Source organism: Duncaniella sp., from assembly GCF_029054785.1.
GTDB lineage: Bacteria > Bacteroidota > Bacteroidia > Bacteroidales > Muribaculaceae > Duncaniella.
In genome coordinates, this window is record NZ_JAIDEN010000165.1 from 1 (window position 1) to 11585 (window position 11585).

Consider the following 11585-nt stretch of genomic DNA (forward strand, 5'->3'; position numbering starts at 1 on the left):
TAGTTAATAGGTTTAATAACAATAGTTATAATCTGAGCGAAAGTTTTGAGGTGAATATGGCTCTGAATCGAAGTGCAAAACATTTTTTCAATTTAATTTGTTAAATCATAAAAATGATTGTATCTTTGCAAAGGCTTTGAACCCTACGGATCGGCCATTCATCCCCCTTCCAGCCTTTAAGATTTAATAATCCGCTTTTAATTCCGACGCGGTTTCAACAATCCCCTTTGCTGATTTCAAACTCTCTCTGAGCAGATGAAAGGCAAACCCCGAAGCGGGGACAACCAAAGATCAACCCTTTTTTAATTTACTTTTCCGTTTCTAATTTCAATTAAAGCAATTACAGCGGACTTGACCGTGGGTCTATGATCCCCCCACTCCCCCTGACAATCTGTTTTCGTGTAAAAAAATAATCCTTTAAGGTAAACAAAGTGTGGTGACGCACTTGCTTCCCAATTGACATTATATATGTATAATTACTCCGAACTTGAAGCCATGGACGACTCGCAATTGCGGGAAGTCGCACAAACCAACGGCATAAAGAAAGTCAATCTCGACGATAAAGAGAATCTCATTTACGAAATCCTTGACAAGCAGGCACGCGACATAGCTGCCAGCTCGACAGCAAACGCGTCACAAAAAAACCGCCGCAGCAAAAAGGAAACAAAAGATGTAAAAGAAGACAACCAGCAGAAGACTCCTCGCAAGAAAAAAGAGGAACCGAAAAGCGAAGCGCCTCAAGAGCCGGCACAGAATGCCGAGCAGCAGCCAAAGAAACGTGGCCGCAAGGCCCGTCAGGCAGCTGAAGGCAACACTTCTGCCGAAACAGCTCCTCAGGCAGAGTCCACTCCTGCTGAAACACAGACTCCTGCACCGGCAGAGGCTGAACCCGCAGTTGCCGAAGCCCAGCAGGCTCAAGGCGAACAGCAGCCCAAGCGTCGCCGTGGTCGCCCGCCCCGCAATTCTCAGCCGGAACAAGAAAACGAATCTGCTGCAAACGCATCCGCTGAAATCCCTGCTTCTGAAACAGCCCCTGCCAAGGAAGAACCTCGCACCGAAGAGCCTAAGGCAGAAGACACAGGCATTCAGGCGGAGGCTTTCAAACAGCTCCCGGCGCCTGCCGACTCTGAGAATCAGATCTCATCGGAAGAACGTCCTCGCCACGGCATATTCATCCGTCCCGGCCAGGCCAACGACATGAACCAGGCCTCGGACTCTGAAAACCAGCAGGACCGGCAGCAGCAACAGCCCAAACGCGATTTCCGCCCGAAGGACAGTTCTTTCGGATCATTCTTCCCCCGTTCAGGAGGACGCACATTCGCACCACGCTCACAGCAGGAAAAAGAGCAGCAGGCCCAGCAGCCTCAGCAGCCGGCGCCAGTTCCGCAGACTCCAATCGTCCTCGGAGAACCCGGAATGGAAAAACAGCAGGCGCAAGGCAAAAAGAACAAAAAGAACCGCAACAAAAATCAGCAGTTCGAACAGAGACCCCAGCAGCAGGCCTACAATTTCGACGGCATCATCGAGGCTACCGGTGTGCTTGAAATAATGCCCGAAGGCCACGGATTTCTTCGCTCAAGCGACTACAACTACCTTGCATCTCCCGACGACGTTCTTGTCACAAAGGAACAGATCAAACAATACGCACTCCGTTCGGGCGACGTTGTCGACGCCACACTCCGCGCTCCGCGCGAAGGTGACAAATACTTCCCTCTCAGCTCAGTCAGAAGCGTCAACGGCCGTTCGGTGGAATATATCCGCGACAGAGTCGCTTTTGAGCATCTCACGCCTCTTTTCCCCAACGAAAAATTCGACCTCACGTCAGGCCGTTCAAGCAACATCTCGACTCGCGTTGTGGACATGTTCTCCCCTATCGGCAAAGGACAGCGCGGCCTGATTGTAGCACCTCCGAAAACCGGTAAGACCATCCTTCTCAAGGACATCGCCAACGCCATCGCAGAGAATCACCCCGAAACCTATATCATGATTCTCCTTATTGACGAACGCCCGGAAGAAGTAACCGACATGAGCCGCAGCGTGAATGCCGAAGTAATCGCATCGACTTTCGACGAACCCGCGGAACGTCATGTGAAAATCGCCTCCATCGTTCTGGAAAAGGCAAAGCGCATGGTTGAATGCGGCCACGACGTAGTCATCCTGCTTGACTCGATCACTCGTCTTGCCCGTGCCTACAACACTTGCGCACCGGCCTCAGGCAAAATCCTCTCCGGCGGTGTCGATGCAAACGCCCTCCAGAAACCAAAACGCTTCTTCGGCGCAGCCCGTAACATTGAAAACGGCGGCTCGCTCACCATCATCGCCACAGCCCTCACCGAAACCAGCTCCAAAATGGACGAAGTCATCTTTGAGGAATTCAAGGGCACAGGCAACATGGAACTTCAGCTTGACCGCAAGCTGTCCAACAAGCGCATCTTCCCCGCTGTCGACATCATGGCCTCCTCAACCCGCCGTGACGACCTGCTCCTGCGCAATGAAACCCTCAACCGCATGTGGATTCTCCGCCGCTTCCTGAGCGACCGGAATTCAATCGAGGCAATGGAATTCATCAAAGACCGCATGGAACGCACCTCGGACAACGAAGAACTCCTCCGCACAATGGGAGACTGATCCGCAATCATCCTCCTTCTCAGGATAATAATAAAATCAATCGGGACGCCTTGTAAGTACAAGGCGTCCCGATTGATTTTATTATTATCAGCTTCTCCCGATGCAGGTTTTCGAAACCGAGCGCGACTACCACCGTTGGCGCATACCGATGAAATTCAGGCCAAGTGTCATTTGCATGTACAGCCCGACACAGGGATTTTCTCGATGCGGCGTTCGTGGCGGCCTCCGTCAAACGGAGTGTTCAGGAAAGTCTCGACAATATTGATGGCTGTTACATTGTCAATGAAACGGGCAGGAAGAACCAGCACATTAGCATCGTTGTGGCGACGCGCAAGCTCGGCAAGCTCTACATTCCAGCACAGAGCCGCACGGATACCCTGATGCTTGTTCAAGGTCATTCCGATGCCGTTACCGGAACCGCACAACGCTATGCCCGGATAGCACTCGCCGTTTTCAACAGCCGCTGCACACGGATGGGCGAAGTCAGCATAGTCGCAACTCTCAGTAGAATCTGTGCCAAAATCCTTATACTCGATGCCGAGGGATTCAAAATAACCTTCAAGCACCATTTTCATTTCATAGCCCGCATGATCGCTGCAAAATCCAACGGGCAGGTTTTCCTTAAGAATTGACATAAATCTGTAAATTATATTGTTTTCTTATTTTTCAATCTGTTAAACCCTCCTAACGGCGGGAGGGCACTACGCTTCTCGTTGAAACCGGTCAGTTCTCATCGACTTCTTCACTGTCATCGTCTTCTCCGGAAGAATAACGGATGTGGTTGAGCGGACGCAGCAAATTGCACAGTCGCTGACTCCAATAAGACTGGAAATCCGCCCTGACTGCATGTAATGCCATGTTGACAACATCCTCCGGAGCATCCTTGACCATCGCGATAAAGTTGTAAAGGACCTGAAAAATGTCGCAGAGTCCTTCGGAAACACTCATCCCGATCGGTGTGTCAGAGTATTTCATATCCTCCTCAAACACTTCAAGATAGACATCGTCCGGGCCTAAAAGATTTTCAATTTCCCGTCTGAGAGCCTCATAATAGTCTTCATCAAGATAGCTCTCTACATACGGGTCGACATCCTCCATCAACGGCGCAGGTTTCAGATCAGATGCCACTATATAGATCCTCGGAAGCAGACGCAGCATAGATGCGACGAATTCAGCCGGTTCAGATTCACGGCAGTTCTCCACCGCACAGCAGTATTCATTACACAAGGCTATAAAAGCAAGTGAATTAGGAGCGAGTTCCATAAAGATTATTTTTAATTATATAATCATATACGCCCTGGGGCAAAAAATAGTTCATATCCCATCCGCGGGCCAGAGCCTTACGGATAAGAGTACTGGAGATCTCAGCAGTCGGAGCGTTGACCACGTCTACCCCGTCATCATAGATTGTCCCTACCGGATAACCGGGGCGAGGATAGACGATCACACCGAATTCCGAGATGATGGCCTCATGATCTTTCCACTGATCGAAGATCTTCCAGTTGTCACTGCCGATAATCAGCTTGAAGCTATGGCGCGGATAGCGCTTGGCAAGATAACGCAGAGTGTTGATCGTGTATGACGGACGCGGCATCGACAGCTCATAATCACAGATATTCAATCCTTTGGTATCTCCTATGGCCAGCTCAAGCATCTTCAGCCGGGTGAGGTCGGGAATCAGTTCATCCGAACCTGCTTTCAACGGATTGAGAGGCGACAGCGTCAGCCACACTTCATCCAGATCGGTAAACTGCTGGAGATAACTTGCAAGCATCATGTGTCCGATATGGACAGGATTAAACGAGCCTCCTAATATTCCTATGGTCATTTAAAGACTGATCAGTTGTTCAACCTTTCAACGCATCCCTTCCACGCAGACGGAAAGGAAATTTTTAATTGTCACATCAACTTCATTCACCGCGCGGTCCAGCGAATCATTGACCACCACACAGTCGAATTCCGGAGCAAACGAAAGTTCATATTCCGCTTTCGCAAGCCTCTCCTCGATCGCTTCGGCGCTGTCTGTGGCTCGACCGGTGAGCCGTTTGCGCAACACGTCAAGACCCGGAGGCTGAATGAATACGCTCAAGGCTTCTTCGCCGTAGAGTTTCTTCACATTCACACCGCCTTTGACATCTATGTCGAGGATCACATTATGACCTTCGGCCGTGATGCGCTCTATCTCACTTTTAAGCGTTCCGTAAAACCGACCGGGATAGACCTCTTCATATTCGACAAAAGCGTCTGCGGCAATGGCTTCACGAAATTCGTCATCTGACAGGAAATAATAGTTCACACCGTGGACCTCTTCACCGCGCGGCTTCCGGTTGGTAGCCGAGATTGAAAACTTCATGTCGATCTCACCACGCTCCAGCAGAGCATTGATGATCGTCGACTTGCCGGTACCGGAGGGCGCTGAAATTATAATGATCTTCCCTTTCATCTGTGAAATCCGATAGATGTTTATTATATCAAACGTGATTTGTTTTACATTACATTGAGCACCTGCTCCTTGATCTGTTCCAGCACATCTTTCATCTGGACCACGAGCCGCTGCATCTGCGCATGATTGCTTTTCGATCCGAGAGTATTGATCTCACGGCCCATTTCCTGAGCGATGAATCCGAGTTTCTTGCCCTGTCCGCGTGGAGCTTCGAGGGTCTCGGTGAAATAGTTGAGATGCTGTGTCAGACGCTGTTTTTCTTCATTGACATCAAGTTTTTCGATATAGAAAAAGAGTTCCTGCTCCAGTCGGCTGCGGTCATAGTCGACATTGTGGATTTTAGCCAGGCCCTCTTCCATGCGTGTGCGGATACGCTCTACTCTTTCAGTCTCATATTGCGGCACCTGCTCAAGCAGCTCTCTGATGCGGGCAATACGTTCGGCAAAAAATGTCTCCAGTTTCTCGCCTTCGGCCCTGCGGTAGCTCATCAGCGCCTCGATGGCATCTGAAAGGGCCGCCATTACGGCCTCAACTTCATTGTCGTCGGCCTGGGTCGGAGTCTCGCTCTTGATCACATCCGGGAAACGCATCAGGACTGTGTACCAGTCAGCCGGGCTATCAATGCCAAGTTCGGCGGCAGCCTGCTCGACATCAGCCTTATAGGCCTTGAGCGCAGGCACATTCAGACGTACAGAAGCCTCTGACGAGACACTCTCCACATAAATAGTCAGATCGACCTTACCACGTTCCAATGACGCCGCGATCAGGTTGCGCATCGCAAGTTCTTCAGCACGCAAAGATGACGGCACTCGTGCGGCCACATCAATCTGCTTACTGTTAAGGGACTTTAATTCAACCGTGATTTTCTTTCCGGGAAGCTCGGTCACTGCTTTCCCGAATCCCGTCATTGAGTATAACATGATATGAGGATTTATTATGATTAACAGGCAATATTTTCCCACAAAATTAGTAATTTATCGGGAGAAACAAGTAACTTTGTTTCAAATTTTGACTCGCGAACCCCTCCGATGGTCGGTTCGCTTTAACTTATTGCATCACAATGGCCGTAATTCTTAATATCGAAACATCTGTCGACCACTGCTCTGTGGCCCTTACAGCCGAGGGTATGGTCCTTGCCCATCAGGAAGAAGGCGGTGGCCGCAACCACGCCGCTCTTCTCAGCGATTACATTAAATATTGCCTCGATTTTGCCCGCGAAAAAGAATTGCAACTTGAAGCCGTGGCGGTAGCCTTAGGCCCCGGCAGCTACACAGGACTGCGCATCGGTCTTTCCGAAGCCAAAGGTCTGGCCTATTCGCTTGGCATTCCGCTGATCGGCATTGACACCCTCCGTATAATGGCCTGCAATGTGATGTTCACTCAGGAACTGGAGGGGGATGAAATTTTCGTCCCGATGATTGATGCAAGACGCATGGAAGTCTACACCGCTGCCTTTGACTTCTCTCTTGAGGCCGTGATGGACCAGCAGGCCCTGATCCTTACGCCTGACAGCTACAAGGAAATCATCGAACGCTACCCGCGCGTTCTGATGTTCGGCAACGGCAGCGACAAAGCCCGTGAAGTGATCACCGCTCCAAATGTCACTTTCATTCCCGACATCAATCCGCTGGCAATCGACATGATAGCCCTTGCCGAACGGGCCTATTCACGCAAGGATTTCATTGACATCGCATACAGTGTCCCCAACTACATCAAAGATTTCCAGGCGTCCACACCCAAGAACAACCTATTGGAGTGAAGGAAGATTTCAACAGACTGCGCCTGAAGCATCACGGCGATCCTGAGATGATGCAGAAAATCCTGCAACTCGAATGCCGCAGCAAAACCGCATCCAAACTTCCTGAAACTCTTAAATGCCAGGACTTCATATTCCCATCGCTCGCTGTCGCAGAAATGTCGACCTCCGATGCGGTGGCGGAAATCCATGCCTCTTTTATTCCTGATGGAGCCGACGTGCTGGACATGACCTTCGGGCTGGGAATCGACTCATTCCACTTCGCCGGACGCGCCCGAAAGGTGACGGCCATTGAGTTCAATCCTGAGACATTCAAGGCCGGAACCCACAATATCAAAGCTCTGGGACTTGAAAACCTCACTTTGGAAGAAGGCGAGAGCATCCGGTGGCTGCGTGACCACGGCGACTATTGCTTCGATGTGATCTTCATCGATCCCGCACGCCGTGACAATGCCGGACGTCATTACGCGCTTAAAGACTGCCAACCGGACATTATCCCGGCACTCCCCATGCTGCTGTCACGCTGCCGGCGCCTGATCATCAAAGCCTCTCCGATGCTTGACATAAAAAAAGCGATCGCGGAATTAGGCGTCTCCTGCGATGTCATCACAACAGGCACTGTCAAGGAATGCAAAGAGCTTATATTTCTGATTGACACAGACCGAATCTGTCAGGAGAACCAAGCGCCGTCACGCCTCTCCACAAACTGCCTTACCGTCGGCAGACAAGCCTACTCATTTACTCCGGAAGAGGAAAACAACGCCGCCCCGACCTACTCCGCTCCGATTGCAGGAGGAGTCCTGTTGGAACCATTCCCGTCAGTCATGAAAGGCGGAGGCCTGAAACTGCTTTCCGAACGCTTCGGCACAGGCAAGCTCCATCCGAACACGAGCCTGTTTTGCGCAGATGAGCAAGCAGAAGATTTTCCGGGTGAATATTTCAGGATCATCGAGGTCCTGCCGTTCAACAAACAGACCGTAAAGAATTTCGCCAAGACCTATCCTGTTGTCAACGTAGCCGTCCGAAATTTTCCTTTGGGCGCACCGCAACTTGCCGCAAAACTCAAGATCAAGGAAGGCGGCGATTCAATGATTTTCGGCACAACCGCATCCGGCGACCAGAAACTACTGATTGTAACATCAATGGGACAAGTCTGTCAGAGAAGAGGCTGCTGAAACTTACGTTCCAACAGCCTCCTCATATATATTGTTTATCTTAGGAACTGTTTAAATTTCATAAATCCGTATCACATAAATTTAAACAGCTTCTTAAGTAACTCTTGAAAATCAATTGTTACTTATCTCTCAGATGATTTCGAGATTGGCCTCCAGACGCTGACGGACCACCTCATATATCATGACTCCGGCTGCAACTGAAACATTCAGTGAGCCGATGTTTCCGAACATCGGAATGCCCACGCGGGTATCACACTGCTTCATGGCTTCCGGAGAAATGCCGACATCCTCCGCACCCATAACGATGGCAACCGGATCGGAATATTTGCCCTCGGTGTAATTGATGTCAGATTTTTCAGTCACAGCAACCACATTGTAGCCATTCTCACGCAGGAATTTAGCAGCCCATGCGATCGACGAAACGCGACACACCGGGATATGATGCAATGCACCGGCAGAAGTCTTGATGGCATCTCCGCCGACAGAAACACTGCCATGCTCCGGAATAACGATCGCATCCACTCCCGCACACTCGCAGGTACGCGCGATAGCACCGAAGTTTCTGACATCGGTGATTCCGTCAAGCAATACGATGAACGGCAAAATACCGGCTTCATAAAGTTCAGGCACAAGATGATCAAGCCTATGGTATGTTACGGCAGACATCATGGCCAGCACACCCTGATGGTTCTTACGGGTAATGCGGTTGATACGCTCAACCGGCACCCTCTGCATCACAACCCTATTGGCACGGGCAAGCGAAATCAGTTCCGAAGCCAGATCGCCCTGCAAATCCTTGGCAATAAAAATCTTGTCAATCTCTTTTCCGGCCTCGATAGCCTCCATCACAGCCCGAAGGCCATAAATATAATCGTTGCGGTCCACGTCTTTTTATTCTATATAATTTTTTATTAGTCTGTTATTTCTTTATTTCAAACAAATCCCGCTCTCTCAGCCCTGAGCCAAAAGACTTCGGGCTGCGGCAATAGCTGCGGCATCAATGTCAGCGCCCCCAAGCATCGCGGCTATCGAGCTGACACGCTCCTCGTCACTCAGCAGAGAGATACGCGTGTGGGTCGAATGCTCGTCATCCTCCTTGTAGACACGATACTGATGTGCACCTTTCGAAGCCACTTGCGGAAGATGGGTAATGGTTGTTACCTGAATATTCTTTGAAATATCCTTCATCATCTGCCCCATCCGGTTGGCGACATCGCCTGACACTCCGGTGTCAATCTCATCAAATATGATGCTCGGCAACTGCATACGCGATGCGATGATCGACTTTATCGACAGCATCAGGCGAGAAATCTCACCTCCTGACGCAGTGGCGCCGACCGGCATCAGCGGCTGATTCTTGTTGAACGCAACCATGAACTCAACACTGTCACATCCGGTTGAACTCATGTCGGCAGGAGTGACACTGATCTCACAGCGAAGATTTTTCATGCCCAAAGGCATCGCAATTTCAGTCAGATGCTTTCCGAATCTCACAGCCTCTTCCTGACGGGCTTTCGAAATTTCCTGAGCAGCCTCTTTGGCAAGAGCCTTTGCCCGGCGGGCATCCCTCTCCAGTTCCTCAATGGTGTCATCTGAGTCATCGAGAGCCTTCAACTTCGCTCTGAGTGAATCGCGCAAATCAATCAGACCGTCGGCATCATCCACATGATGCTTATGACACAGCGAATATATCGCACCCAGACGCTCTTCGATTGAAGCCAAAGCCGACGGATCGGCACCAAGACTTTCGTCAAGACCCCTGAGAGTCGAAGCGATGTCCGAAATCTCGATCTTTGCAGACTCCAGACGTTCAGGGATGGAGTCTGAACTGTCAAGCAGATCGTCAAGATCGTCACAGGCTTCCATCGCCTTTTCAAGCAGATGCAAAGCGCCTCCGCCTTCTCCGTCAAGAGCGCCAGTAGCTCTCGACAAAGCCTCCTTTATCGAAGCAAGATTGGTCAGGACATCCCTCTCCCGTTCGAGATCCGCCTGTTCGCCACGCTGAAGATTGAGTTCTTCAATCTGCTCAAGCTGATAACGGGTAAACTCCTCGTCCTCACGCGAGCGTTCTATTCTGGCACGGGCCACTTTCAGCCGCTTGATCGCTTCCCGCAGCGCGTTGAATCTGACCTGATAGGCTTTCAGGCGCGGTGCGTTTCCGGCAAGAGTGTCGATCACGTCAAGCTGGAAAGCCGGAGTAGCCAGCAACTGATTCTGATGCTGGGAATGGATGTCGATCAGATGCAGACTGACCTCGCGGAGTTTCGTGAGAGGGACCGGAGAGTCATTGACAAAAGCGCGTGAACGTCCGGCAGGCGAAATTTCGCGACGCAGAATGCAACGCTCGTCATCCCACTCAATGTCTTCCTGCAAACAGAACTCTTTCAGCAAGGGATAGTCTTTTACGGAAAACACGGCCTCAATGACACTTTTGGCGTCAGGGTTGCTCACCACACGAGTATCAGCCCTTGCGCCAAGCAACATGGAAAGAGCGCCGAGAATGATCGACTTTCCGGCACCGGTCTCACCGGTGATTACATTGAAACCCGGATGAAAACTGATGTCGATCAAGTCAATCAGCGCATAGTTCGATATGTGGAGTGATTCTAACACTTCTTTGAGAGTTTAATGATATTACTTTTTTTCACAGGCTGACATCAGGAATCGCCACGCTTGATCTGATCGAGCCTCTGCTGCTCTGTCGGGAAAATGGCCGACAACACATCATAGGCATGCTGCCGCTCATCGGCTGTCGCTTTCGAATAGATGTTCACAAGCTCATCAAGTTTGGCATCCTTGAACATCGACAGTCCGACTGACATCGGGGCCACCTTATGGATCTCCGTGAGAATATCCAGTGAGGTGTCAATCGTCTTTCGTCCCTTTTCCGGACTGACAGACATCTGGTCAAGGCCCTGAAGATGATAATTGTAATAGAGGTCACGCAAACGGCGGGTCGAAGGATCAGCGAACGAGGCAAGCACGGCGGCGCGGTTTTTTGTGTCCTCAAAGGCCTTCCAGCCACTTTCGCCCGACGACTGCCCCTGATGGACAATCGTTTCGAGCCGGTCAAAGTACGGATCTCCGCCGCGAGGCGAGAAAGAGTCGAAATCAACCGCCAGGATCAGATAGATATAAAAATTCAATATCTGCGTCAGCTGACTTTCCATATTTGTCTCCGAATAGATCAGAGGCTCGTTTTCCTGATAGGCAAACTCAATCTTGTTGTCCTTGAAGTTTATCAGGGTTGTCGTGTATGACGAATTGTAGACCGGTCTTGTGGACTGGACCTGAAGAGAGCCTTCCATCGCGCCGGTCGATTCGTCATATTTGGTGATTGTGAAAAACAGCGTGCACTCGATCTTTTCGTTAGGCGAAAACTGGGTCTGAGTCCACTGGCTTGTATTCACATACTCATTGACAGCGTTCTGCAATGTCTCAAACACACTCTTGTTGGTTCCTTCGAGCTGCGACGTGTTGATCTCGACACGGCAATTCAGTTCCTGAGCCATTCCGGCAGCAGAAACGATCAGCGAAACGAGGAAAGAAACAAGAGCTTTCATAAAATTGAAATCAACAAAGA

The 11585-nt window shown here is 50.4% G+C and carries 11 protein-coding genes; 3 read left to right on the forward strand and 8 right to left on the reverse strand.

Going from position 1 to position 11585, the window contains the following annotated elements; all coding sequences use genetic code 11:
• Window positions 1-468 precede the first annotated feature (468 nt).
• Entirely contained in the window at window positions 469-2628 is a 2160-nt protein-coding gene (gene rho, locus K2H17_RS10005; RefSeq protein ID WP_300134332.1) for a transcription termination factor Rho, read from the forward strand.
• A gap of 167 nt (window positions 2629-2795) precedes the next feature.
• On the opposite strand, the gene K2H17_RS10010 is transcribed toward rho, so the two are convergent.
• From K2H17_RS10010 to K2H17_RS10030, 5 genes are all read right to left on the reverse strand, one after another.
• A complete protein-coding gene (locus tag K2H17_RS10010) occupies window positions 2796-3263 on the reverse strand; it encodes an RpiB/LacA/LacB family sugar-phosphate isomerase (RefSeq protein ID WP_300134335.1) in 468 nt (155 codons plus the stop codon).
• 88 nt (window positions 3264-3351) lie between these two features.
• On the reverse strand, window positions 3352-3891 hold the full coding sequence (locus tag K2H17_RS10015) for a DUF5063 domain-containing protein (protein WP_300134337.1): 540 nt from the start codon (window positions 3889-3891) through the stop codon (window positions 3352-3354).
• A complete protein-coding gene (gene nadD, locus K2H17_RS10020; RefSeq protein WP_300134340.1) occupies window positions 3875-4456 on the reverse strand; it encodes a nicotinate (nicotinamide) nucleotide adenylyltransferase in 582 nt (193 codons plus the stop codon). The genes K2H17_RS10015 and nadD overlap by 17 nt, the downstream gene beginning before the upstream one ends.
• Before the next feature lie 27 nt (window positions 4457-4483).
• The gene (gmk, locus tag K2H17_RS10025; RefSeq protein ID WP_300134343.1) at window positions 4484-5071 is read right to left on the reverse strand and encodes a guanylate kinase; all 588 of its coding nucleotides are present in this window, start codon (window positions 5069-5071) and stop codon (window positions 4484-4486) included.
• Window positions 5072-5115: 44 nt separating this feature from the next.
• Entirely contained in the window at window positions 5116-5991 is an 876-nt protein-coding gene (locus K2H17_RS10030) for a YicC/YloC family endoribonuclease (protein ID WP_300134346.1), read from the reverse strand.
• Between the two features lie 140 nt (window positions 5992-6131).
• Between K2H17_RS10030 and tsaB the strand changes: the two genes are divergently transcribed.
• Together tsaB and K2H17_RS10040 are read left to right on the forward strand one after the other, a co-directional pair.
• The gene (gene tsaB / locus K2H17_RS10035; protein ID WP_300134349.1) at window positions 6132-6830 is read left to right on the forward strand and encodes a tRNA (adenosine(37)-N6)-threonylcarbamoyltransferase complex dimerization subunit type 1 TsaB; all 699 of its coding nucleotides are present in this window, start codon (window positions 6132-6134) and stop codon (window positions 6828-6830) included.
• On the forward strand, window positions 6827-8002 hold the full coding sequence (locus K2H17_RS10040) for a hypothetical protein (RefSeq protein WP_300134352.1): 1176 nt from the start codon (window positions 6827-6829) through the stop codon (window positions 8000-8002). Before tsaB ends, K2H17_RS10040 begins: the two co-directional genes overlap by 4 nt.
• A gap of 129 nt (window positions 8003-8131) precedes the next feature.
• Here K2H17_RS10040 and rlmB read toward each other — a convergent pair whose 3' ends face one another.
• The 3 genes from rlmB to K2H17_RS10055 form a co-directional block, all read right to left on the reverse strand.
• Window positions 8132-8887, reverse strand: a complete 756-nt coding sequence (rlmB, locus tag K2H17_RS10045) for a 23S rRNA (guanosine(2251)-2'-O)-methyltransferase RlmB (protein ID WP_300134355.1) — start codon at window positions 8885-8887, stop codon at window positions 8132-8134.
• 66 nt (window positions 8888-8953) lie between these two features.
• Window positions 8954-10615, reverse strand: coding sequence for a DNA repair protein RecN (gene recN / locus K2H17_RS10050; protein ID WP_300134358.1), 1662 nt, complete (start codon window positions 10613-10615; stop codon window positions 8954-8956).
• A 44-nt stretch (window positions 10616-10659) separates the two neighbouring features.
• Window positions 10660-11565 carry a DUF4835 family protein gene (locus K2H17_RS10055; RefSeq protein WP_300134361.1) on the reverse strand — a complete coding sequence of 302 codons (906 nt, stop codon included), beginning with the start codon at window positions 11563-11565 and terminating at the stop codon, window positions 10660-10662.
• Window positions 11566-11585 lie beyond the last annotated feature (20 nt).

Excerpts from the sequence above, each read along its gene's own strand:
- K2H17_RS10055 (WP_300134361.1), bottom strand. The coding sequence starts at position 11,565 with ATGAAAGCTCTTGTTTCTTTCCTCGTTTCGCTGATCGTTTCTGCTGCC.
- gmk (WP_300134343.1), bottom strand. The coding sequence starts at position 5,071 with ATGAAAGGGAAGATCATTATAATTTCAGCGCCCTCCGGTACCGGCAAG.
- tsaB (WP_300134349.1), top strand. The coding sequence starts at position 6,132 with ATGGCCGTAATTCTTAATATCGAAACATCTGTCGACCACTGCTCTGTG.
- rho (WP_300134332.1), top strand. The coding sequence starts at position 469 with ATGTATAATTACTCCGAACTTGAAGCCATGGACGACTCGCAATTGCGG.
- K2H17_RS10030 (WP_300134346.1), bottom strand. The coding sequence starts at position 5,991 with ATGTTATACTCAATGACGGGATTCGGGAAAGCAGTGACCGAGCTTCCC.
- nadD (WP_300134340.1), bottom strand. The coding sequence starts at position 4,456 with ATGACCATAGGAATATTAGGAGGCTCGTTTAATCCTGTCCATATCGGA.
- K2H17_RS10015 (WP_300134337.1), bottom strand. The coding sequence starts at position 3,891 with ATGGAACTCGCTCCTAATTCACTTGCTTTTATAGCCTTGTGTAATGAA.
- K2H17_RS10010 (WP_300134335.1), bottom strand. The coding sequence starts at position 3,263 with ATGTCAATTCTTAAGGAAAACCTGCCCGTTGGATTTTGCAGCGATCAT.